The 24,730-nt window shown below is 46.1% G+C and carries 20 protein-coding genes and 1 CRISPR repeat array; of the genes, 6 read left to right on the top strand and 14 right to left on the bottom strand.

The window, feature by feature from the left end:
* Positions 1-65 precede the first annotated feature (65 nt).
* The 6 genes from BVJ53_RS01360 to BVJ53_RS01335 form a co-directional block, all read right to left on the bottom strand.
* Positions 66-2,246, bottom strand: coding sequence for a Tex family protein (locus tag BVJ53_RS01360; protein WP_129300818.1), 2,181 nt, complete (start codon positions 2,244-2,246; stop codon positions 66-68).
* Between the two features lie 118 nt (positions 2,247-2,364).
* A complete protein-coding gene (locus BVJ53_RS01355; protein ID WP_238150124.1) occupies positions 2,365-3,006 on the bottom strand; it encodes a hypothetical protein in 642 nt (213 codons plus the stop codon).
* Positions 3,007-3,070: 64 nt separating this feature from the next.
* Positions 3,071-3,883: a DUF2399 domain-containing protein gene (locus BVJ53_RS01350; protein WP_129300817.1), complete on the bottom strand. Its 813-nt coding sequence runs from the start codon at positions 3,881-3,883 to the stop codon at positions 3,071-3,073.
* A 36-nt stretch (positions 3,884-3,919) separates the two neighbouring features.
* Positions 3,920-7,042, bottom strand: a complete 3,123-nt coding sequence (locus tag BVJ53_RS01345; protein WP_167470149.1) for an SbcC/MukB-like Walker B domain-containing protein — start codon at positions 7,040-7,042, stop codon at positions 3,920-3,922.
* Positions 7,039-8,058 carry a hypothetical protein gene (locus BVJ53_RS01340; protein WP_129300815.1) on the bottom strand — a complete coding sequence of 340 codons (1,020 nt, stop codon included), beginning with the start codon at positions 8,056-8,058 and terminating at the stop codon, positions 7,039-7,041. Before BVJ53_RS01340 ends, BVJ53_RS01345 begins: the two co-directional genes overlap by 4 nt.
* A gap of 11 nt (positions 8,059-8,069) precedes the next feature.
* A complete protein-coding gene (locus BVJ53_RS01335) occupies positions 8,070-9,566 on the bottom strand; it encodes a hypothetical protein (protein WP_129300814.1) in 1,497 nt (498 codons plus the stop codon).
* A gap of 198 nt (positions 9,567-9,764) precedes the next feature.
* Between BVJ53_RS01335 and BVJ53_RS01330 the strand changes: the two genes are divergently transcribed.
* The 6 genes from BVJ53_RS01330 to BVJ53_RS01305 all read left to right on the top strand — a co-directional run bounded on the left by BVJ53_RS01330 (position 9,765) and on the right by BVJ53_RS01305 (position 14,919).
* Positions 9,765-10,655 (top strand): ABC transporter ATP-binding protein, encoded by an 891-nt coding sequence (locus BVJ53_RS01330; protein WP_129300813.1) that lies wholly within the window; start codon positions 9,765-9,767, stop codon positions 10,653-10,655.
* A complete protein-coding gene (locus BVJ53_RS01325; protein ID WP_129300812.1) occupies positions 10,652-11,416 on the top strand; it encodes an ABC transporter permease in 765 nt (254 codons plus the stop codon). The genes BVJ53_RS01330 and BVJ53_RS01325 overlap by 4 nt, the downstream gene beginning before the upstream one ends.
* A gap of 67 nt (positions 11,417-11,483) precedes the next feature.
* Positions 11,484-12,524: a sensor histidine kinase gene (locus tag BVJ53_RS01320; protein ID WP_414467416.1), complete on the top strand. Its 1,041-nt coding sequence runs from the start codon at positions 11,484-11,486 to the stop codon at positions 12,522-12,524.
* Positions 12,521-13,129 carry a response regulator transcription factor gene (locus BVJ53_RS01315; RefSeq protein ID WP_070651738.1) on the top strand — a complete coding sequence of 203 codons (609 nt, stop codon included), beginning with the start codon at positions 12,521-12,523 and terminating at the stop codon, positions 13,127-13,129. Before BVJ53_RS01320 ends, BVJ53_RS01315 begins: the two co-directional genes overlap by 4 nt.
* A 141-nt stretch (positions 13,130-13,270) precedes the next feature.
* Positions 13,271-14,176, top strand: coding sequence for an ATP-grasp domain-containing protein (locus tag BVJ53_RS01310; protein ID WP_129300811.1), 906 nt, complete (start codon positions 13,271-13,273; stop codon positions 14,174-14,176).
* Positions 14,173-14,919: an ATP-grasp domain-containing protein gene (locus BVJ53_RS01305; protein ID WP_129300810.1), complete on the top strand. Its 747-nt coding sequence runs from the start codon at positions 14,173-14,175 to the stop codon at positions 14,917-14,919. The genes BVJ53_RS01310 and BVJ53_RS01305 overlap by 4 nt, the downstream gene beginning before the upstream one ends.
* 304 nt (positions 14,920-15,223) lie before the next feature.
* Positions 15,224-16,391: direct repeats of the CRISPR family, unit length 32 nt; unit sequence ATTTCAATTCACGCAGTCACGTGGACTGCGAC.
* Between the two features lie 311 nt (positions 16,392-16,702).
* Here BVJ53_RS01305 and cas3 read toward each other — a convergent pair.
* The 8 genes from cas3 to BVJ53_RS15555 form a co-directional block, all read right to left on the bottom strand.
* Positions 16,703-19,153 carry a CRISPR-associated helicase Cas3' gene (gene cas3 / locus BVJ53_RS01300; protein ID WP_158280555.1) on the bottom strand — a complete coding sequence of 817 codons (2,451 nt, stop codon included), beginning with the start codon at positions 19,151-19,153 and terminating at the stop codon, positions 16,703-16,705.
* Between the two features lie 4 nt (positions 19,154-19,157).
* Positions 19,158-20,048: a type I-C CRISPR-associated protein Cas7/Csd2 gene (gene cas7c, locus BVJ53_RS01295; RefSeq protein WP_129300808.1), complete on the bottom strand. Its 891-nt coding sequence runs from the start codon at positions 20,046-20,048 to the stop codon at positions 19,158-19,160.
* Positions 20,038-21,927, bottom strand: coding sequence for a type I-C CRISPR-associated protein Cas8c/Csd1 (cas8c, locus tag BVJ53_RS01290; protein ID WP_129300807.1), 1,890 nt, complete (start codon positions 21,925-21,927; stop codon positions 20,038-20,040). Before cas8c ends, cas7c begins: the two co-directional genes overlap by 11 nt.
* Positions 21,924-22,652 (bottom strand): type I-C CRISPR-associated protein Cas5c, encoded by a 729-nt coding sequence (gene cas5c / locus BVJ53_RS01285; RefSeq protein WP_070651728.1) that lies wholly within the window; start codon positions 22,650-22,652, stop codon positions 21,924-21,926. The genes cas8c and cas5c overlap by 4 nt, the downstream gene beginning before the upstream one ends.
* 291 nt (positions 22,653-22,943) lie before the next feature.
* Positions 22,944-23,234, bottom strand: a complete 291-nt coding sequence (gene cas2 / locus BVJ53_RS01280) for a CRISPR-associated endonuclease Cas2 (RefSeq protein ID WP_047105994.1) — start codon at positions 23,232-23,234, stop codon at positions 22,944-22,946.
* A gap of 8 nt (positions 23,235-23,242) precedes the next feature.
* On the bottom strand, positions 23,243-24,274 hold the full coding sequence (gene cas1c, locus BVJ53_RS01275; protein ID WP_129300806.1) for a type I-C CRISPR-associated endonuclease Cas1c: 1,032 nt from the start codon (positions 24,272-24,274) through the stop codon (positions 23,243-23,245).
* On the bottom strand, positions 24,274-24,546 hold the full coding sequence (locus BVJ53_RS01270) for a CRISPR-associated protein Cas4 (RefSeq protein WP_414467414.1): 273 nt from the start codon (positions 24,544-24,546) through the stop codon (positions 24,274-24,276). Before BVJ53_RS01270 ends, cas1c begins: the two co-directional genes overlap by 1 nt.
* Before the next feature lie 12 nt (positions 24,547-24,558).
* On the bottom strand, positions 24,559-24,708 hold the full coding sequence (locus BVJ53_RS15555) for an IS3 family transposase (protein WP_414467415.1): 150 nt from the start codon (positions 24,706-24,708) through the stop codon (positions 24,559-24,561).
* Between the last annotated feature and the right edge of the window lie 22 nt (positions 24,709-24,730).

Here is a 24,730-nt window from a genome sequence, read left to right as displayed (position 1 = left end):
GCTGAAGGACGACAATCCGGTTAAATCAACTTGGTCATTTTAAAGAAATTAAGTTTGGCTAATGCTTACTTACTACTTTCAGGTCCAACCATCGTCAACTGGATCCGTTCCCGAGCCAGATCCACCGATTCAATCCAGACCTCAACAATATCACCAATCGCCACAACAGTTTTCGGATCGCGAACGAACCTGTGGGCCATTTTGGAGACATGGACTAAGCCGTCGTGTTTCACGCCAATGTCGACAAAGGCGCCAAAATCAACAACATTACGCACGGTTCCCTCCAGCTTCATCCCCGGCTTCAGATCCGCCATGGTTAAAACATCCTTGCGCAAAAGCGGTACCGCCATGTTGTCGCGCAAATCTCGACCCGGATTTTGCAAGCTGGCGACAATATCTTCGAGCGTTTCGGCACCAACGCCTTCATTAACGAATGGTGCTAGGTCAACGTTGCTGACTTTGGCGACCGCTTGTTGATCGCCAAGGTCTGCTTCAGATAGACCTGCCGCTGCCAAGATCTTTTTGGCGACCGGGTAACTTTCCGGGTGAATGTCGGTGTTGTCCAGTGGCTGCTTGCCGCCGATGATACGCAGGAAACCGACTGACTGTTCAAAGGATTTTGGCCCTAGGCGCGGCACATTCTTCAGCTCAGTGCGACTATTATAACGACCGTTTTCATCCCGATAGTGCACAATATTGAGCGCGATTGTTTTTGATAAACCGGAAATACGCGTCAACAGCTGGTAACTTGCGGTATTCAGGTTCACACCAACTCGGTTAACTGCGCGTTCAACGACCGCATCTACTTCATTGGCCAGCTCTTTACTCGGTAAATCATGTTGATACTGGCCAACACCGATTGACTCCGGATCAATTTTCACCAGTTCGGCAAGCGGATCCTGAAGCCGGCGTGCAATACTGATCGCGCTACGCTGTTCAACCTGCAAATCAGGAAATTCATCACGCGCTTCCTGACTGGCAGAATAAACCGACGCACCGGCTTCATTCACGATCACATAGTAAATATCGCGTTTAATCTGCTTGAGCGTTTCTGAAACAAACTGTTCTGATTCGCGGCTCGCCGTTCCATTACCAATGGCGATCATGGTTACCTGGTACTTTTCGAGTAAAGCAATCAGCTCAGGTGCGGCCGCCTCGCGTTTCTTTTCCGGCGCCGGTTTGTGCGGATAAATGACTGCTTTATCAAGAAATTTACCGTTCTCATCTACCACCGCCAACTTACAACCGGTGCGGTAGGCAGGATCAAAGCCGAGGACAACCTTGCCCTTGATCGGCGCCTGCATCAGCAAGTTGTACAGGTTCTGGCCGAAGACTTTAATCGACTTTTCTTCAGCATCAACCGTTAACGTGCCGCGCACTTCCCGCTCAATAGCCGGGCCGACAAACCGCTTATAAGCATCCTGATAGGCGTCTTCAATGAATGCCGTTGCTTCGCTGTCAGGACGATTGTCGATGATTTTAAAGTGAAAATATTGCATAACCGAAGCCGGATCGACCTGTACCTTGACCGTCAGAATCTTTTCTTTTTCGCCGCGGTTAATGGCCAGCGTTCGGGTTGGGGTCATTTTTTTGATGGTTTCTTCAAAATCATAAAACTGCTGGTAAACACCCTTTTCATCCAAGTCCTTACCCTTGGTTTTAACTGTAGTGCGAATGGTTCCGGTGCGCATCGTAAAATTGCGCACCCAGTTACGAACGGCGGCGATCTCGCTGAACGTTTCTGCCAGAATTTCATGTGCTCCGTCCAAAACATCCTGCACTGATGCAAGCTCTTTGTCCGCGTCTACGTATTTCTGCGCTTCGTCATTCAAACTGCCACTGGGAAACGACAGCAGCCAGCGCGCAAACGGTTCAAGTCCGCGCTCCTTGGCAATGGTTGCTTTGGTTTGCCGCTTCTGCTTGTAAGGTAAGTAAATGTCCTCGACATCTTGAAGCTTCGTGCTGGCATGAATCTGCCGCTCCAGTTCAGGCGTCAGTATTCCCTGCTCGGCAATGCTTTTGATCACCGCCTCTTTGCGATCCTGCAAGGCCGTCACATGCTTGTACGCTTCCTCAATCGCCTGAATTTGCACTTCGTCGAGGCTGCCGGTCATTTCCTTTCGATAACGGGCAATAAACGGCACCGTATTGCCTTCTTGCATCAGATTCAAAACGGCGCTGATCTGATGATGGGTGATGTCGGTTAAACCCTGTTGCATTAACTGGACAGTTTGTTCTTCAATCAATTTAACGTTCCTCACAATTTCTACTTGGCTTGTTGCTGACTCAATAAATACCATATTACCAAAATTGCGGCTGCTTTTCTTTTAAGGATTCGTACTTTGACTGATTTTCGGCAAAAGATCAGTACTTGGTCAAGTTGCTTTCCGTCTGCAACCACGCTTCATATTGATCGACATACCACTGGTCAAATCCGCGACCGCTTTTGAGGTAAGTGTCCTTATTGGTTTTCATAATAAGCCCGATCAAGGCATTCTTCTCATCAGGTAACGGCGGTAATTTGGCACGGTCTTCTGTCATGCTCTTGATAATGGATACTTTGGTTGGCCGTTGTAAACCGTAATCTGTGACCTTTGCTTCCGCATAGCCTTTTTTATACCGATGCACACGCGCATTGAATTGAATAATCTCGCCTTTGGTCAAAAGTCCCAATTCGGCAAACTGCTTCGTATAGTTAAGCCAAAGATGATCTGTCACCTCTTGATCGCCAAGCATAACGTGTTCAAACAAGATAGTTGGCAAAAAGCGCGTATTGATTTTCCCGCGCATCGTCCGCTTCATCCCAATGCCGGCATAATTTGCCTGAAATGTGAAACGTTCATCAGAACCCAACTTTTTAAGCTTTTTCCTAGTCATTGGCGCCTCCCCAGTTTCAACTGACCATTGTTTGTCAGCTAGTGTGTTAATAATAGATTTTGCTAAAAGCGTCATTTCTGTTAACCCTGAAAGCAAAAAAATCGGTTCAGCCAATATATAAAGTGACACTGTGTCACCTCCTATATTACCTGAACCGATTACTTGCAATGATTATTGACTCTGGGAGAAAAGTTTAATTCTTAGTCTTCAGCCACTCCCCAATCCGCATTTCATAAATCCCCATCAGCTGTTCCTGCTCAACAAACTTTCCAAAAAGCGTGATCGTTGTCATCTCGGCCTGATAGACAGGCGTCACGACCTTTAGTTTCCTAGTACGATGTGGATCTTTTTTCCCCATATCGGCCAGCCAGATGCGAACATCTTTAGGTGTCTGCAAAGCCGCCACGTCTTTTGCAGCGGTCTGTTTTAACAATCGCGCGAATTGATCGGCCATTTGAACGCCTTTGCTGTCGAGATCGCCTAAATACGCATAACACATGCCGCGTTCTTCCAGATGCTGGATAAGCTGAACATAAACATCATTGAAGTCATTGCCGGATTGCAAAATTAATGGCCAATCCGGATGCTCTTGATGCAGCAACGCGAAGACGCCATTGTTTTCAATCACTACCGCCTGCGTGTTTTTCAACGGAAAGTCGAGCATAGGTTTGAGCTGCCAGGGATTCAATGTCAGCGGCTGAGGCAGGTCGGTCGCAAAAATATTGGCCGAGGTAAACGCCATTCCGATGAGGCGTGCCGTCAGTTCATTGACTTGGCCAGACTGAAAGCAATGGGTCATGACCCAGCGATAATAAGCAAAAAGCGGCGGATCTTCGTGCGGATCGTTCAACGTATGAGCGGTTAATCCCAGCGCGACTGCCTGTTGTCCGCGAGGCGGCAAGGCTTTCCCGCGCGCAATTTGATCAAACAATCGATCTAGTTGTGCAGCTTTTTCTGGTGCCACTTGGCCTGTCTGACTCTCAAAAGCATCGCTGTAACGACTCATCCTTGCTATCCCCCTCTCACCTAACTAATCCATGACTCAATCATTATCGGCATCCTTTTTCCAAATAAAGTTCTGCTGAACGCGATTTAAATGAAAGCGGCCGTCGCCTTGCTGCGGTGAGGCCATGACGTCCCACACAATGTTGTCGACGCCGTCTGCCAAAAGCTTGTTTTGCGCCCCGCTTGGCATCGTAGCAATAAAGCTGAAGCCAAAATTAACAATCGTCTTGGCAAAAGATTTAGCCGTTTCCGGATCGAGTTTATCGGCAAACTCGTCAAACATGACCAAATGCGGTGCATCGGCACGATTCGACCGTTGCAAAACCATTTTCGGCACCAGCAAGAGTGGTAACACCATCGCCTGCGCCTTTTCCGCGCCCGAACCGCCAGACTGAACAAATTTATCATCCACGACTTCAAAATCGTTTTCGCCACTTTGACGACGCCGAATCAGTACCTCAAAATCGGACCATTCGCGCGTATCGAGCAACTCCCGCGCAGCAGCAAAGAACGCGTCATCGTCGTTTGAGACTTCGGTGTTGTTGGCAAGTTGATCGAGACGCTGTTTCACCAACGCTTCAAGATGTGGCCGCTGTTGGCGCTGCGGATCACAGGCTTCTTCGATGGCTTCAGGGGCGATCCCTTTGATTGGCGTCAAGCGGACTCTCAGTTTGATGTGTTGATTACCGGCCCCAGCCGCAAGAATCTGGTTGTAAGTCGTGATGACGTTGTACTGCGCACTGATCGCTGCCGTTGCCGCCTGGACAAAGGTCGTATAAGCCATGTCATTGCCGCTTTGTTCTTCAGCTAAAGCTTTCTCCACCGCGGCATGATCATCATCTAAAAGTTTCAATGCTTTGTTAACGTCAAACGCCACCACGGTCAAGCCATTGTCTGCGACCGAACGTTGTTGGCGCATTGCACTGGCTTCAGCAGGAAAGCCGCGATCGGCAAACAACACATCGAGTGCATTTTGATCCTCTCCGTGACCGTCATGGCGATGAATCAGGCGACCAATTTGATCACTGATATCGGCATAATTGCTGCTGCGAATTTTAGCGCGATTGCTCGTGGAAAAGGCCAACAACCCATCAATATCGGTAAGGTGAACGTCCTCTGGAAAATACGGCCTCAACGTTTTAAGCTTTCCTGCAGCATCTGCCGCCTCTTTGGCTAATTGCGCCGTGTCTGCTTTAATCGTACCAGTCAAAGTATTGATGACCCCTTGTCTGGTGGCGATTTCGGTTTCCACGCTTTGCAACTGTTGGGTTAACTTTCTTTGCTTGGTAGCTGCCGCGGCCAAACGTTTCGGTAATTCCGAATCAATTTTCAATGCCGCTTTTTCGGCCTTCAGCCGCGCGATGGTTTGCGCCAACTCGTCCTCGTCAAAGTCGGGATCAAAGAAGTCTAACCAAGTATCAAGGTTGCTCTGCTGCGCTTTTTGCTCGCTTTCATTAGCGGTTAACAGAGATTGTATGCGAAGTAAAGTCTGCACCAGCGGTTTGAGCTGTTTGCGCAGATCCTTCAACTGGGACAGAGTCGTTGGATCTTTCAAAATCACAGCCAAATCCGGCTGCTTTTTCAGGATTGTTGACTGTTGGTCACGCAAAGGCTGATATTGCGTGTTCATTTGCGCCGCGCCTGCTTCATGAATGGTCCGGTTGTCTTCCTGCAAACCATCATGAACCCGGCCGCTACCAAAACCCTGCACTCGCGTATCAATCGCAGTTCCCATTTTGGCTTGCATCTGCTTGGTAATACCCACATCTGTGCTAAGACGATTGATCGTCTCTTCCAGCCCATCATACTGAACCTTCGCCGATGAGACTTGATGAATGTAATGTCCAAGCCCCGCTTCAATATCCCGCCAGTCATCAGCCTGCATCACCTGGGAAAAGTTGTTCAAGGTGCTGGTCAGGGCGAGTAATTTGACTCTGATCGGGGAAAGATTGGTCTGCTTATGACCGGCTAGCTGTTGTTTAATCCGGTCATGTTTGATGGCCAAGGTTGCGAGCTGCTGCTGTAATGTTGCGACTTTTTGCTGTGTCTCGCGATAACGATCTAATTCAGCTTGGCTAGTTTTAATCTGTTGCTCATATTGTGCCCGCCGCTTAATCAGCTGATCCTGCTCGGCTTTTTCATTGCGCAACTGCTCAACCTGCTCCGTTATTTCCGTTACTGCTTGCTTTAAATCAGCCAATTGTGCGGAATAAGCCTGTACTTCCTGCTGCGTATGGGTCAATTTTTCCTGATTGGCGGCATTGCGGGCAAACCGCTGACTATATGGCGCCAATAAAATCTCTTGAAGATGATTCAGGTTATGCCAAAAGATCCGCGACTTCATTTGCTTCAATCGTCGCTGGCCTTCACTGATTCGTTTTAATAGTCCGCGATACGTATTCACCTGATGCTGACTGTCAGCGACTCGGCGAATCACCATATCATCGATACCTTCCTGGGCGTCTTTTAATGCCGCAAGAATCGGTGCGAACTTTTCATTGCCGGAAGTCAATGTCGGCGAGGCTAACAAGCGATAGGCATTCGCTAGGCGGCCTAACACTTTACCATCACTGAAGCCATAAATTCGCGTTGCCGCAAATTCTCGGTAATCTTCCGGCCGATCAAACACATGCAATTGGTCACCCAGTCCCGCATTCGCAGCTTTAAACTGATTTTTGTCCAGACTTTTCCCTTCAGCATCCGTTGTGTGAAGCTCTAACGCATCAGCCGGGTTCGGCGCGATAACAATAAACCACCAGGTCGGCTTGCGCGGATCATCTTGCACCCGCGTCGCACCAAGACCTAAGATGACCTGACGCTGATCCGAGCGCATCAAAACGTAACTATAGCCGGTTCGGACCTTCATGGCGCCCGGGCCCCAACCAAGCAGCATCGATTCAAAAGTTCGTGTATCCCGACTGCTATTGCGGACACTTGCACTTTGCGAAACTTTCTCTGTGTTCTTAGCTGGGTTAAACGATGGCGTCGTAATGGCACCATCAATCAGCATTGGAAAGAAACAGTTGGCAAGCGTCGTTTTGCCGACCGCATTTTCGCCGATCAAGGTCAGATTGCCATTTTCAGCCGCTTGCATGTCCAACTTGGCGTACTTATTAAAATTACGCAAATGATAACTGACTGGCACTAATTGTTGCGTCAAGATTTAGCTCCTTCTTTGCTTTCTTCATCCTGCGTCACCGCAAACCGCGCCACAATCGGCGTTGGCACCCAGTAATCATCCTGAGCACGCATTAAGTCATTTTCAAGTAAGGCAGCCTTTACCTGACTTGGCTGAATCGTGAAGCCCGGGAACAGCTCGGCAGTCACGGTTTTGATTAAGCCAGTCAAGTCATCGGCTGCCACACCTGCCCCCAGTTGATGGGCAACCACTAACGCAGCAAGGTAAGGCTTGGCAACGCTGGGCTGCCGCTGTTGATCCAACAATAACGCATACTGATCCCCGACTTCCAAAACGAACCGGCCACCTTGAGTCCACTGCTCGGCAATGGCTTCTTTATGGGCCACGAGGACAGGCCAAAGTTGCTGCGTGGTTTTGGGACTCATGAATTGTTCCGTCAACAACACCCGATTGACCTTTTGAACCTCGCTCAAAGCCGGCTGCGTTTGGTCATTGGTCAAAAAATCGACTAAGTTTTGGGCAAATTCGTTAAAGTTGGGATGGATCTCCCAGTAATCATCGATTTCGGCAGGAACATTTTCTGCCCCTTCCTCAAGTCTGTCCGGAGTGAACAGCCCAAAACGTTTCACAAATAGTGAATCAATGCAGCGCAGTAATTCGCGTTCGTCAAGCTCGGTCACTTCGCTGTGCACCTGACGGACGATTTTTTGCGTAGGAATGGCGCGGTCCTCCAAATTGCTCTGTAATTCCGGCTCATTGATGATCGTTTTCACGGTTGCCAAAAGCACATGCACGACTTCTGGCGAAAGTTCTTCCTTACCAATCATGAAGAAAAGATTCTCTTGAAAATTCTCCGGCGTTGCCCCGAACATATTTTTAAAATAGTAACTGAGTCGTTGCTGCACGGACGGCTTTTTGAGTTCACTAATGGCAGCGCGACTGATTTGGGTCGCAGCGGGTAAAGGCGTCGTTGTGAACACGCCATGATCCAGCAGTTCATTGATGACAAGTTGGTCTAACTTGGTAATTCTGGCCATAAGTGTTCTCCTCAAGCAAACGTAAACTTAAAACCGCACGGCAACACGACCGCATAATCTTCTCCGGCCACCTGCAATTGTAATGGCGGCGTGTCTGGCAAAGCATTCACCGTTTTGGCGAGACGACCGAACGGAGCAAAACCAGTCAGATCCTCGTGATATGTTGCTGCAAATAACTTGATAATCTCATCTCGCGCCGTGACGGTCTGCAACGTCAAATCGTGATCTACCCGACCGTGACGATCATCTACCATCAGCGTTTGGCGAAATTCGCGTAGCCCGGCCATCTGTGCCTGTTCGGTAGGTGCATCATCGGTGACATCCGGATTATCGGTTTCGCTGGCTGGCTGCTTACGGGTCGGATTCGCCAAGTAGCTGACCGGCCCCATTGTTGAAGCATCAAGCAAATCGCCGGGGTCTTCTACCTCGCGATCTGCCGGTAAGTGCCGTGGCACCTGCGCCGGAATGTGAAGCTGTTGATAGTGCGCCAGCAAGCCGTCTAACTTTTTGGACAGCGCCTTGATGTCAATGGTTTGGCGCTTGGCATGTTCAAACTCCTGACTCAACAAGTGAACAATGCCCAGTAACGTATTAAACACTAAATAAATTGAATCCAGACTACTGTCAATCGCCGTGGCAGTCGGACTCATGCTGAGCGCTAATCTGGTCATCTGTGCCTGCGCCCATTGTTTGGTCCGTTGCAGCCGCATCACTAACGCTTCTTGACGGCCAACCGCCCGAGCAGCATCAAGATCATCACTGCCTTGTTGGGAATGGGCAATTTGATCGGCAAAAGTCGCGTCATTTGCTAAGCCTTGAATCCGTGACGCCTGATTCAGCATCTGCTGATAAGCGGGAATGGCTTTGTGGCGCAACATCTGCTGCAGGTGGCTGGCCGCCTGACTACCGTGATTGAAGGCGATATCATTGGCTAGTTCATCAAGGTCATCCTCAAGTTTATGAATGCCTTTCATCACATCGTCATAAGCATTCAGCATGTTTTGAAAATCATTGTAAAGCTGCGTGTCAGCGCCTGAACGTACCGGTACACTCAGTTTCGCAACCAAATCAACATATTCCTGAATCCGATTTGTGTTAGCGGTAATCGTTGTTTCAGCGTCGATGACTTTTTGCATCATTTTCAAATATTCAATGCCACTGCTGGTAATCCGATAAACATAGGATTGAACAATATGGTAGCTGCCATTGTGCATACGAGCACGCACTTTTCGCGGATTCATCTCGACCAAACCGGCTTGCGTGACCAGCACATCGAGCACTTTCTTCAAAACATCATCGGCAATCGGCGTTTCGCCGCCGCTTGTGTCCAGATAATCGTTGTTATATTTTCGTGCCAGGTAACTTAACGTAACGGGTTCACTGCTACTGCCGGCATCGCGGTAAAGAATCGTCAACACGAACCACCCGGCAAGCGGATGATGCACGCTCAAACCTAATTGAGTTGCCAATAATAACTGCCGCAAAGGTGCTGATAAGGCTGCTGCCATAAGATGGTTCCTTTCTATGTACATACCACTGTCTGATGCCTTCCATTATACAAGAAGAATGCCTCGCACAATAGCGCCCACATCCAGCAGGCTGTCAGACTTTTCGCAAAACATGACATTTGTCACACCACTTTCATGACATTCACGACTACTACCCAATCCCATAGTCACGTAGTATCAGTTGTGGAGGTGGACGACATGACCACAATCATTCAAACAGAACATCTAAAATTTAACTATGACAAGAAACAGGTTTTAAAAGACATTAACTTAACCGTACACAGCGGTGAAATCATCGGGTTGATCGGCGTCAACGGTGCTGGTAAAACAACGCTACTGAACATCTTGCTAGGGCTTTTATCAGGAGAAGGTGCCGTCAGCGTTTTTGACAAAAAGCCCGGTAACCCCACTAGCAAGGCCCGAATTGGCTCGATGCTTCAAGGCGACATGATCATCCCCGGCATTACTGTTGGCGATATGTTAAAACTTGCCGCTGAACAGACTGAGCATGCGCTTGACCCAGACAGCTTGCTTGCCGATCTGAACCTAACGCAACTCAAGACCCAGCGTCTCGGCAATCTCTCCGGCGGCCAACTGCGCCGTGTCACCTTTGCTGTTGCGTTAATCGGCCAACCTGATCTGCTGTTCCTAGACGAACCGACTGTCGGCATGGACGCGAATGCTCGAAAAGCCTTTTGGGATCAAGTTGAACAACTGCGGCAACAAGGCAAGACCATCGTCATTACTAGTCACTACCTTGAAGAAATTCAGCAAATTGCCGATCGCTTATTGATCTTGCAAAATGGCCGCTTTACGTTCGATGGCACCTTACAACAGCTTCAAAAACAACATCTGGGCGCCACAATTACTTGTGAAACCGATCTGCAACCAGCCATTTTTAGCGGACTTGCTGACGTTGACCAGGTCCATAGTATGGGGGACAAACTGGTTATTCATAGCCGTAACGGTGATCAGACGCTTAAAGCGCTCGTACCAATGCTTGATCGACTACATCAAATCAGCTTGAATCGCGAATCACTTGAAGACATTTTCCTACAGTTAACGAAACAGGAGGTTCCACAATCATGAAAACATTCTTAGCTCAAGTGGCCTTTGACGGCAAGCGCCTGGTGCTCCGCAACTTTTCGTTTATTTTCCTTTCGCTCTTGATGCCAGCAGGATTCTATCTGCTTTATACCAAAGCCATGATCAGTGGCTCTGCTGTGGCAATCAAACAATTTAATATTAGTTATATGGATCAAATGATTGTCTTTAGCATTCTCCTCGAAGCACTCTTCAGCATTGCGTCCATCTTGAAACGCGATCGCGACAAAGGATTCACGACATTTTTAAGATTATCGCCAAAAGGTGTGGTTCCCTATTACGTCTCAATCACTTTCTGGATGCTGATGATGAGCCTGCTTTCGGTGATTGTCTTAGGCGGCATTGCGATTGGCGTTAACAATGTCAGTCTTGATGCTGGTCAGTGGTTAGGCTTCCTTGGCATTATTTTGGTCGGTCAATTGCCTATCCTGATGATCGGTATTGCGTTGTCCCATATTCGGCGCGAAGAAATGCTCAGCCTGGCCAGTAACTTACTCACTTTCCCCATGGCCATTATCAGCGGCTTATGGTGGCCGATCAGCCTGCTGCCGAAGTGGTTGCAAACCATCGGCAAAGAGACACCGACTTACTTCGTGAATAATCTCTTAAATCAGGTGACCTCACGTGCTACAGTAGACTTATCAAATCTAGTTGGGATTGCCGTTTGGTTTGTACTCGGCAGTTTGCTGGTGGTTGTCATGACAAAACATGAACAACGGAAGGGCGTGGCTTTGGGTGAAGCATAATCTTCGGTCATGGTTAATAAATCTTGAATGGACCAGCTATATTTGGCTGGTCTATTTGCCGTATATCATGGCTCAATATGTTCCGACAAAATCGGTCACTGACTGGATTTGGCTCGGCTTGGGCGTGGTATTTCTGGTCGTCTACATTTTGGTCAACGAGATCGACCGGTGGCTACCTGTCACCATTCCGCTGGAGCTGGCGATCACCGGTTTATTTGCCATCTTCGCCTTCAATGATTACATGATCATTTATCCCGGTTGGCAAGTATCTTTTATCTTAGCGAGGTACCCACGAAAATATTTTCATTGGTTCGCCACAGCCTTCTATCTCATTATTCTCGTGGGTCTATGGCGCGCTAATCTGGTTCATCCGGGTACTTTAAATATCTCAAATGGTAACCTGCTCAATCTTGTTTTCCCGCTTGTCTCCCCAATCTTTGCCTATACCGCCTCACGATCCATTATCCGCCAACGCCAACTTCGGCAAACAAATCGGCGTTTGCAGGCCATCGTTCGTCGTGGTGAGCGCGAACGGATTGCCCGCGACTTGCACGACACCCTCGGCCAGAGCTTTTCGATGATGACCCTTAAGGCTGAGCTCGCCAAAAAGCTGCTGGACAAGGCACCTGAGCGCGTCGGACCGGAACTGGACGACATTGCCCAAACCAGTCGTCATGATTTGCAGCTGGTTCGTTCTATCGTCAATGACCTGCACCAACAGTCGCTAAGTGAGATGATGTTAACGCAAGGAAAAAATCTTGCGGAAGCCAATGTGGTTTTGCTGACAGACGGCGAAAATGACGCCACAGAATGGCCAACCAAGGTGCAGATTCATCTAAGTCCGGTCATTTCCGAAGCCATTACGAATGTGATACGCCATGCGCATGCCCATCAAGTTGAGATTACCTTCGAACAAACGCCAAGCGCCTATATCGTCAACATTCAAGATGACGGCCGATCTAAAAATAATTATGCTCGTGCTGGATCAAATGGTATCAGCGGCATGCAGCAAAGAATGAATGAAGTGAACGGTACCTTTACAATCACCCACACTCGACAAGGTACCCTTGTCACACTGACACTACCAAAGGAGCAACAAGTCTCATGATTACGTTATATCTTGCGGAAGATCAAAGCATGTTAAACTCGGCACTCACCCAGTTATTGGACTTAGAGGATGATCTGCACGTGCTTGGAAGTGCTGGAGACGGTGCAACGGCATGGCAAGATATCCAGCGGCTCAAACCTGACGTTGCCATTTTAGACATCGAAATGCCCAAACTGACCGGACTTGATGTCGCCGACAAAATTCATGAGAGTGACCTGCCAACGAAAGTCATTATTTTAACCACCTTTGCGCAAAAGGCCTATTTTGAGCGCGCCGTTGCGGCTAAAGTGAATGGTTATCTTTTAAAAGATAGCCCAAGTGACGATTTGATCGCCGTCATCCGCAAAGTAATGACCGGCCAGACGATTTACGCGCCAGAGCTGGTGACAAACATGGTCACGGCCGAAAGCAATCCCCTCACCGATCGCGAACTGGCAGTTTTGGCGGAGGTTGCTAGCGGGTTGTCATCTAAACAAATCGCTGCGTCCTTGTTTCTATCTGAAGGTACCGTTCGTAACTATCTCTCGGCCATTTTTAGTAAGCTCGGAGTACATAATCGGATTGAGGCGGTGGAGATGGCGAAGCGGAATAAGTGGTTGGCTTAGGGTTGCTGTCATCACAATTGATGACAAATAGTTTTGCCGATAGACATCGTTTTAGCTATCATTAGGTGAACCAATAGTCCATCCAGAAAAAAACTGTCTACAGCAGATCGTTTTGACAACCAAACGACGAGGACTTTACCCATGAATCCAAGAAATTTAACTTTAATGTTCACGAGTAATCCATTAAGGCCAAGAGAGCCTGACCCAGACTATGCAGAAGAATACCAGGTTGCTGGCGATTCCACACATGTCCGTGTGTTTGATCTTGATTTGTTGCTTGGGGAAGGGAAACTAAAATTAAATAAAAAGTTTCCATCATCAACGATCGTCATTTACCGCGGGTGGATGCTTACGCCCGAAAATTATGGTCTACTGCAAACTTTAGTTGAAAGTGCCAATGCAAGCTTGCTCACAAATAAAGAAGCCTACCAAATGACACATCTTCTTCCTAACTGGGCGCATCATGCAAATACACTAAAATCTGCATGGACAAATGATCTAACTGACAATGAACTGATTAAACTGTTGGATCAATTCAATGGTCCTATCACTGTCAAGGATTTTGTCAAAAGCAGAAAGCATGAATGGTATTCGGCATTTTACATTCCGAATCCTCAAAATCATTATCAGGCATTAGCAATCATCCATAACTTCATTCAACGCCAAGCTGAAAATTTGGTCGGTGGCATCGTCATCCGAGAGTTTGTGCCTTTTGTACAAACCGGTGTTCATCTCAAGAACGAGACACCAATTTACGAAGAATATCGCGTTTTTTATTGGCACTCGAAACCACTTGCAATGATTGATTATTGGCACCACAACTTTAATAGTTTAGGTGATGGTGACCTGATCTTCATTCGCGAAAGTGGTCAAAGAATTCGGTCTCCTTTTTTCACGATTGATTTTGCTAGGAAAGCGGATGGCACTTTAATCATTGTGGAAATTGGCGACGGCCAGGTTTCTGGATTGCAAGATTATGACACAAAAAAGTTTTATCACCAGTGGTTTCAGAAAATTGGCCTTGAGCAAGGAGATAGATTACAGTGACAGTATACGTTCGCAAGGTAGAGCCTCCCACCGATTTTTCGGTATCGCCATTTACGCTCTTAACAGGATTTTATCTTCGTGGGGAAGAAATCGTCCAGTACAGTACTTTGGATGAGATTGGCGAGCTTGCTTATCAAGACATCATTGTAGATTATGTCTTTCAAATGCAGCATATCTTTAACCTCATGAACATTAAGGTTCGCCCCATTGATTACCCTAATCAATTACAGACATTTTACGGTCGGAAAATTGAGCCTGGAACTATCAGTCAAATTTTTGAAAGCAAAACAAATTGGAATGTTTTTATTAAACCAAAAGCTGACACAAAATTATTTGAAGGTAGAGTTGTTCGAACTCGAAAAGATTTAATTGGTCTCAATGTTACTTATGACTACCCCATTTGGATAAGTGAACCTGTCCAATTTGTACGCGAATGGCGCTGCTTTATTTTAAATCATCATGTGTTAGATGTTCGCCCCTATAAGGGTGACTATCATGTTCAATATGATCCCACAATAATCGATGCTGCCGTGGCGACTTGGAAAGAAGCTCCAAGCGCGTGTTCCATTGATATTAGTGTTACCGCGGATAATCGTACTTTAGTCGTTGAGGCAAACGACGGCTTCTCCCTTGGCACATATGGTCTTAACCCTTATCAGGCAGCCGTCTTTCATGAAACACGCTGGAGAGAGATAACCCAAGCATATTTCCAAGATCATCAAACTGTCAAAGTGCGTGAATAAACAGCGTATTTTCCTGTGGAATTGTTGATTTACAGATATTAATCATGGACGAGATGTAATTCAATGTTCAATATAATAAAATGGCCTTTTCCCGGTTATTGGAAAGAGGCCATTTTGTTAAAGCCACAGTTATTGAGTATTGTTGTTGTTATTCTCGAGTCACTCAATTGTGCGGACTGCGATGCAGGTAGTTATCAAAACGCCTAACTGCAACGTTGCTTTGGTTCAGACTGTCGCGAGTTGTAATTCATGTCGCCGTGTGGACTAAAAAAATTGTGCTTCACCAACCTTAAGAGCACAAGGGATTTCAATTCACGCAGTCACCTGGACTGCGACTTTTAATTATAAATGGCAGAGACCACGGGTTATACTTCAATTCACGCAGTCACCTGGACTGCGACAGCTTTTGGGATTAGTCACGCAGCAGCGGAAGCAATTTCAATTCACACAGTCACGTAGACTGCAACGGAGATCAAGCAAGATGGGGCTGATCTTAAGGCTATTTCAATTCACGCAGTCACCTGGACTGCGACGTATTGCCGATACTGTTCTGCCAATCAGAGTTATTATTTCAATTCACGCAGTCACGTGGACTGCGACACGATCCAGAATCCGCAGCTTTACGACGGCAACAAATTTCAATTCACGCAGTCACGTGGACTGCGACGTTGCTTTTATTTCGCTGGGAATGACCGCGCCAACAATTTCAATTCACGCAGTCACGTGGACTGCGACAGAAGATATTCGCCCTGATGCGTGACATCAGCGATTGATTTCAATTCACGCAGTCACGTGGACTGCGACGGAACTGTCTGATGTGGATATGAGTGAGGTTAGCGTATTTCAATTCACGCAGTCACGTGGACTGCGACCCCTTAAAGTTTGCCATGCTCAATACAGTTGCCATAATTTCAATTCACGCAGTCACGTGGACTGCGACCTTTGGCCCGATGTTAGGCATGGCCAAGAACCGTATTTCAATTCACGCAGTCACGTGGACTGCGACGCCACGGCATATCCGCTATCCCTAAACTCATCCATATTTCAATTCACGCAGTCACGTGGACTGCGACGTAATGAGCCAGAATCGGTTTTGCCTCATGTTGTATTTCAATTCACGCAGTCACGTGGACTGCGACCTACGTTTTGGCCGGTGCTCGTATTTGTTTCATGTATTTCAATTCACGCAGTCACGTGGACTGCGACGCTTTATTCGATTCGTGATCTGGTGAAGCCTTTAATTTCAATTCACGCAGTCACGTGGACTGCGACATTCTGTTCACGAATCTGTTGTTTGCGTTTGCGGTATTTCAATTCACGCAGTCACGTGGACTGCGACCTGTTGCATCAGCCAGTGCTGCATCCACCTGTTTCTATTTCAATTCACGCAGTCACGTGGACTGCGACGATGGTAGTGGGCTTGCATATACCTATATTGACATTTCAATTCACGCAGTCACGTGGACTGCGACCGCAAGATATTGCACAAAAAGCCTAAAGATCACAATATCTTGCGGCTGGTGCTGAACTATACACATCAAAAAGCCTAGATAAAACGTCAACACGGTACTTTAAGATATAAAAATGGTGCGAATCTCCCTGGGTTTTTATGTTTACCCCACATTCGCACCAAGGGAAGGTATTACAAAGAGTGATGCTAAGAATCATCTTGTCACCAGAAAGCAGTTTTCAGTTCAACCGAGTATCGCTCACTTCAGACTACACTGTCCTTGAGACTTCGACAACAAATCAAGTTATCTAAATCCCAACTTAAGATCGTCAATTACACAAAATAGTTCATAGCTTTGTCAGTGGTATCCAATCCAAATTCTTCGTCATATTGACTCTCTCTGGCTATCCATAATCCCGAACGCTCATCGAACCGTGCAACACCGTTTTTAACCAAGTTTTCGCTAGTACGCTGATCACCAAATACTTGAACGACGTACTGTTGAGCCTGTTTTAATAGTCGGTAAAGTTCTTCTAGGGGTGTCTGACCACTCAAAATTTTCCCGACGATCTCTTTTCCTTGTCCCCATTGGACAAGAATTGGAATCGTATTCGAATTGATCGGATCAAACAGTTTCGTTACACTCTGAGGAGCAGAGACATGTAAAAGATCGCCATAAACATCATGTCCATGCTTTTTCTCATACGCATCAACCCCCTGCTTGTTTATCAACGGATCGGATTCAGCATTTTGCCCATAAATCAATGAGAGAAGGCTCAGCCTCTGGTGATCTATTGTCTCAGGGTAGTTTAATTGATCACCGCGATCTTGATAGTAACGTTGAAAATATTGGGACACAATTTTCGCTGAAAGTGGATCAGCATGGGGATAAAGATTTAACAACGTCTTGGTAATATGAGCACCTGCAGAAATATCATTCAAACCGTGGCTGATGTTTTCAATCTCCGAATCCAATCGTATCAAGTGCACTCGGCCAATTTTGGTCTCGTGGTTTCGATTACACCGACCAGCAGCTTGAATGACACTGTCAATGCCGGCCAATGACCGAAAAACTGAGCCAAAGCTAAGATCGACACCTGCTTCGATCAACTGTGTCGAGAACACAACAACTGGCACTTGGTTCTTCAGGTTTTCACGAATTGCCTTAATAACCTTTTTACGGTGGGCAGCACACATCGCAGTTGACAGGTGGTACCCTTTCACATCCAGATTTAACTCATTAAACTGCTGGAAAGCCTGACGGGCCGCCTTTTTAGTATTCATAACCGCAAGAACACTTGAAACACGTGTCAGTTCAGACTTCAAGCCATTCATTAAATCATCTAGTTCCCACACTTTCGCAGTATGATCAACTAGCTCGGTTCTTTTGAACGCTGTTTCCACACTAGGAATGTCGGGAATTATTTCCTTTGGCGCATCAATTCCGATTGGCAAAACATCGTGACTCAGTGACGGCTGCGTTGCTGTACAAAGTAACAAAGTAGACTTGCCTTCATGTGCCAACCAATTCATAGCGACATTGTTCATTTCAACTGTCTTGGTAGGCATGCTTTGAATCTCATCAAAAATAACCACGCTATTGACCATACGATGCATGTGCCTAAGGTTTTTGCTACCCTTGCCATATAACGCATTTAAATACGCTACCTGTGTTGTCATAATGATAGGGGCATCCCAAGTGTCTCGTGCATAATAGTATCGATCATTTTTAGGATCATCCTGTTCAACTTGGTCGTCACCGATCGCAGAATGATATTCCAGTACTGTTGATCGGTCGCTCGGATCAATATCAAGCCGCTGACGAATAGCACGCGTGTTTTGTTCGATAATTGTCGTATATGGTGAAACAATGATAATACGATCCAAATGATGCGTCACACACTGATTAAGGGCGAATCGCAAACCCGCTAAAGTTTTCCCGCCACCGGTCGGAACACTTAAGCTATAAATGCCCTGATCAGCCTGACCAGCTGCTAAACAATATTGCGACATTTCGCCTCGAAGCCGATTGATCATCTCCCGCCCGCTTGTGGTATCCGTTGCATTCTGCTTTGCCTGTAAAACCGCTTTCTCCTCATTTATTCTGCACAATGCGTCTAATGGAGCACTTAGGGACTCCTGCTGCGGTGTTTTACCAACCATAAAATCACCTGTTTCCAGGTGATCGGCATCAATTAAGCAGCTAGCGATATACCGCAGATAAAAGTTTTCCTGACTTTCTTGTTGTTCTGGGGGAATCAGCGAGATCTCGTGGATTGCTTCATCCAAATAGGCTTTGAAAGAGGCTTGCGAAAAATCCTCAAAAAAGTGTTGCTTAATCTCTGAGACGGTCCAGTCTTTGATTTCTTGAGATTGTCTCTGTAAGAATGGTGATTCGCCAGAGGTTGGCGTCACATAGTCATAGGGTCCTCCTGCATTGTGATGCGCCATGACAACATTTTCGATCAATTCGCTAAGATAAATCGCATCGTCATCAAAATTTTGGTTTAAAAAAGCTCCCAAAAGTCTGGCACCGGCAAAAGCATGATTGACCTGCCCAGGATGGGTATTAGGATCACCATCGTGCGATTTGTTAATGTAGTCCTGAAAGGGTTGGGCATATTTGCCAGCATCGTGTAACCATCCTGCTAATCCTGCCACATGTAATAGATGAAGTGACTCAGCATAAGTTTCACAGAGATTTTTGACTGCCCAAAGATGATCGTGCACTGATTGAAATCGATTGTCGTCAGTGCAGTGAGCAATAAAAGTCGGCCTTGTCATAGTACTAATACCCTTGAATTTCCTGAACATGCAGGCCATCTACATGAGGGTCGTTCACTTTAATTGATACTTGGGCAAAGCTTGACGCATCTTCTCCGTATGAAACTTGTGTTGCTTCATGAACCTGGTATGGGGGCAGTTTACCCAGCTTGGAGTCATGTTCCCACCAAACTACTTTTAGTACGACCATTGATCCTTCAGGGCGGGCAGCCGAAGCATCATTGACGAACAGAGTCTCTAACGCTTTTTTCAGTGCTTCGGCATCATCTTCTGTAAAGCCAGTTCGTTCAGCTTGTTCAACATTGATACTGCCATTAAACTTATAAACCCCAAACGGCACCATAGCCTTCGTACCCATCGTATCTGAACCTTTTGTATCCCCGGGCTCCAAATTAATCGACTTAGTGATCTGCTCTTCTTTTACGGAAATTGAGTGAATTGAATAGGCTGCTTGGATAGTGACAGGCCCTCGAACAGGAATGGAAACGCCATCTAAACCATCATTCAACCCCTTTTTGAATGGCATCACTTGCCCGAATGCTCTGACGTCAAGCCAGCTTTGTGTCGCTGCTTGAATAAACTTTTCCCGCCAATTTGGCTCCTTGTCTGGTTTTTCGGCCAAAACATCATTGACTGCCTGACTCATTTTTACCCGATCCCGAATGTTGGTGACACCATCGGTAATGCGATCCTGTTGTTGTACCAGAGTAGGGAGCCCCATGTCCTGCCAACGATTACGGATCTTGCGCTTAATGGCTACATCGCTGATCTCGCCTAATCCATCAGCGTTAACCCGTGGCCGATTGGCATCAAGCGGATCACCATTTGGATTTGCGTTTTTAACGCCAATCACAACAGAAAAATCAATTTTATGATCCAAAGGGTTACTTGTCATTTGTATCTCCTCCTTGTTTGGCTGTCTTCATGTGATTTGCCTCGTTTTGTGCTGAAAATCCTGAAAGAAACATTGTGGAAAGTGGTTCGTCACTTTCGAATTCTTCCGGCGGCATCAAATTAGTGATTTCATCAACTTGATGTAGGAAAAAAGTCCTTGAACCTCCACTTAACCGATTTAGATAAGATCGTACAACTGCCAACCAAACTCGCTTCCATGTTGTAGCCGGACGTTCAGAAAAATTGGTAAAGAACCTCAAAGCGGTTGTTTCCCTATCTGATTGATTTGCTCCTTGTGCTTTCAGCTGATAAAGTGCCGTACGTTCTACCGTATCAGCTACCGAAAGCAGCCGACCGTATACATAAGATCGGTCGTGATTGTTCTTATCAAGACTCATACCCGTCGCCCCTTTTGAATTATAATTTTGAACTGCAGAAAAATAGATAAGATCGCGGTACCAATCAGTGAAATGGTCATAACTTTTTGGGTGTCGCACATGCCTGTATATGGCATTGAAGGTTTCCGATGGCACAGATCGGCCATGAATCACGGCAACCATCAATCTGGTCATAGCGCGTTTTGCTACAGTGTTGAAGCGTTCGCCTGTATGCCCAGTGCTATAAGCAGCGCGAAGAACTTGAGAAAAATTAGGAATGACAATCCGCTGTTCTCCGCCAAAATTGCGAATAAACGCAGCTTGGTTACCCCACCGCTCTAAGTTAGCTTTCAAAACATCGGTCTGTAATAAATCATAATAAGTGACGCTCATGCGGCCTGTTGTGGCAGCATCAAGAAAAAGAACATTGACAGGATGATTATCGCCAATCTCAATGTCACCCAACATACCCTTTAACCGTCGACGATAGTTATAGGCAACTTCCTGACCTGTATCAGAAACTTTTTCAAGACTTTTCTTCTCTTTTTCAATTAACCGCAGTCGCCGCTGGCTGAGAGGTCTGCCACGCGATATTGTCGAAACAGCATCACTGATGGTTTCGTTGTTACGATCGTTAGTCCAAAAAAGGAATACGCGCGAATCCTGATGAATGCCTTGTCTCTGTATGAGCCATTTTAATGCATGGGTCATCTTCTGCGACTGAGCATACCCTACAGAATAAAAATCGTCATTCAGGAAAATACCACGATATGAGAAATTAGCGTTGTCATTGGCAGAAATCAGTTTTGCATTACTGGCCAAGGCATTAACGTTTTTCTCAATCTTTTTGGTGGTAGGTACTTTATCGCCCGTAATATAGTCGATTCCTAAATCATCATTTTCGGCCTTTTGCTCTGCAAGGTAGAACTCAGTCCATGCTTTAAACAAATGAGTGTCGCGCCAAGGCGGTTGTTGTCCAGGATTATCTACCCTAAATCTCACAAAAGGCTCACCTTTTTCGACCTTTTGGATGAGTTTCTTATCTGAAAGCGATGCAGCTAGGTCACTGACCAGGCGATTTTTTTGAATATATTTCAAGATCGTGCCGATCTCAGATGGTGTTTGCGGATCACTTGCCCACATGGTTAATAAATCTAGATATTTTTGATGGGCGGTTTCAAAGTCTCGTTTATTCTTTGCCGTCTTGGCATATTGAAGCAAGTCACCGGCACAATACTTGACCTTATCATGCAATGGAAACGCTTCGGGATTGCTCGCACGAGTAGCCGCATCAATGGTTGCTGGAATGACCGTCAGTTGCTCATCCTTTGGCAATGCTCGTGCTGCCAAAAAATTCCCTTGTTGATCAATTGCCACTTCAATCTCAACCTTGACTGAAACATGTCCAAGTGGCAAGAGCGTGTACCCAGCAGCTGGATCAAACTTTCCGGCAGCCGCTTCATTGGCATCATAAACTTTTACCAACTCTTGAAAAACTGTCATCGACTGCCACCTCCAAACATTTCTGCGTACAGAGCATCCGCCGTCTGTATCGTATCAGGATGCTGCCATGTATACTGCTTGATCTTTCTGATTGGTTGAACCATTGTGCATGCCTCGGGACGTGGGAAATGAATGACCCCCTTCTCCATCTTCGCTGCCCACAAGCGAACCGACAACATTGGATCACCTGTTTCATCGGGATAGTTGTATCCGTGTACCATGACGCCGAACTGACGATCAGTGTCATCGTAATGTCCTGCCCCTTCACCAAAAGTGACCGGCTTGACATAGCCTTGGCATTCTCGAGTTCCTAAGAAAATATCTCGACGGCCACCAGCCTTTAAAGCCCGGTTAAAAATTGCGGCGTGCTTTTTGATATTGCGATCATCGACCAGTTCCGGACGTTGTAAATTCCACTCTATATGGCACTCGACCTGATAGCGGACTTTATGCAAATAAGCATAGTAAGCGAGCGTATTCTTACTCAGAGAAAGGTTCTTGTCAAATGGTCGCATAGCTTTTGATTCAATGCGAATTTCGTTCATGATCCGCACTTTATCAATTATGAAAACAAATGTTGGTTTCCAATAAATTGACGAAGCAATACCGACTAACGCCTGATACGTCGGCACCTGGTAAGTCATCTTTTCACCGCTCTTCGTTAGAGGGTCGGTAAAAAGAGCGTTCTCACCCCAAACCTCAAACGTAAAATTCTGTGTTGACATTTCATCACCTCCAAATTCATAAACCAATGTTGATGTTTCAATTTATTGATAGCGCTTGCAAGAGTTTGGCTGAAGTATCGCCTCCTTTCTACAAAGATAGAATACCACGCATAACCAAAAAGAACAACCGAATATTTTAAAAATCCCGGTCAGGAGATCTCTCTCCCTTTCTTACCAGAAAGAACAACCATTTCAATTCGCGCAGATTGCTGTTTAGCTTCGGTAACCAATCCACGATGAAGAGCATTCCCTTCATTAACAAAGTAGCGCATTGCCCACCGCCATTGCAAGTTAAAATATCAACGCATCAGTCAAATCGAGCACTTCTTTCGTCCCTATATGCGTTACCTTATTCTTGTAGTGATCCCCTAAGTTGTAGAAACGCAAACTGTCAGTCTTTTCGACAATTACTTTTGTTAATTCTGTTTTCAGTTTGACAAAGGTTAGTTGATCGATCAGGCATTCAAAGACCGAGTTCTGAACGCGCTGCCCATAGCGTGAGCATATCTTTGCAACTCTAGCTAACCTTTTGGCTCCTTTTTGATCTTTAACTGAGATGTCATAAGCAACCACAATTAACATTCTGCACCTCATTTCCACAGAAACGGCGGATAGGCATCTAAATCACCGCGAATGGTTCTAGCTAGTAAGATTGCTTGAATCATTGGCACCATCCCCCAAATGACTGGCTCGTTAATGAAGGGATGGGTTAATTTCTCTGTCTTTTTCTTTGCCCACTGATTTAGAAACTTCTTTCTTCCCTCTTCGTTCAGAAAAACTGCACCGCTTTCTTGATATAAAAAATCGGTTTTGGTTAAGATCTGTTTATTGATCATTTTTAAAACAAACCGATCTGCGTACACGCCTCTTAGTTCTTCCATCAAGTCTAATGCCAAGGATTGCCTTCCTGGGCGATCTTGATGGAGAAAACCTACATATGGATCTAAACCAGCGGTGATTAAGGCCGAGGCGCATTCATTAGCCAATAGCGAATAGGCGAATGACAACAAAGCATTAGTGGCATTCATAGGTGGTCTTCTTGAGCGTTCGTTAAATGTAAAAACCGTACTCTTTTTCAGGATAAAACTGTCAAAGGCTCCAAAATAATTTGCCGCTGCATTTCCTTCAATACCTCGTACCTCGGCCAGACTGTCGACTTCACGTAGCTTTTCAATAGCCTCTTGAAGCGCTTGTGAGAGCTGTTTAAGCTGATTTACGTCAACAACTAAGCTATGATCGCGCAAGTATCTTTCGAACATCCATCTTTGGTTAAAAATCTTGCCTATGATAAAGTTTCTGGCAAACGGAATCGAAGCATTTTGATCATCAGAGATGCGATACTGCTGCTTCCTAAGCACAACATTGCCATTCACTGCACCAACAACGGTTCCTTGAAACTTTCCTGAAGGTGTCAAAAAACTTATAGGAATATTTCTTTGCAAGCATTCAGCTAGCAATGCAGGACTGGCACCCAAACGAGTAAATGCGACAATAGCGTCTAGATTGACAAGTGGCACTTTGCCTTTTACGACATGTTCAACTGACACTCTCGCATTGCCGCCGTCGAGAGAAATATACGAATCATCTCCAGAAATAAACAAGGTGTTTAGGATCGTTTTCATTAGTCTTTTAACCTCTCCTCAATATAACGGGCTGCCGATCTTTTCTTATTCAGAACCGGCAGGCAAATGTCAGCCAATGAGCAACTTTTACATTTTGCCGTGATTCGTACTTTGGGGGTATATCTTTTTTGCCAGTACTGATGCATCTCTGCCAAAACTGTTTTGGCAGACTCTCGAAGCTCTTCTGAAATAAGGACAGTCTCGCGTTGGCGCGTCTTAAAGTAAAAAAGATCTCCTTTATCGGCGCGGCTCCGCGTCAAGTAGACAGTCAAATAATTAAAGGCTTATGCACTTTCTTGAACGGCATGATTCCGATATTCTTCCGGGGTCATGCCGTTTAATGCTAATTGGCGTCTTTCCTTATTATGCCAATTGATGTACTTCTTGATGATGGCGATAAGTTCAATCTCAGATAGTGGGTGTTTGAACGCCAACTCCTCAGTCTTAAATTGACTC

It is taken from the genome of Lacticaseibacillus chiayiensis, assembly GCF_004123795.1.
GTDB lineage: Bacteria > Bacillota > Bacilli > Lactobacillales > Lactobacillaceae > Lacticaseibacillus > Lacticaseibacillus chiayiensis.
This window is presented reverse-complemented; position numbering and strand designations above follow the sequence as displayed.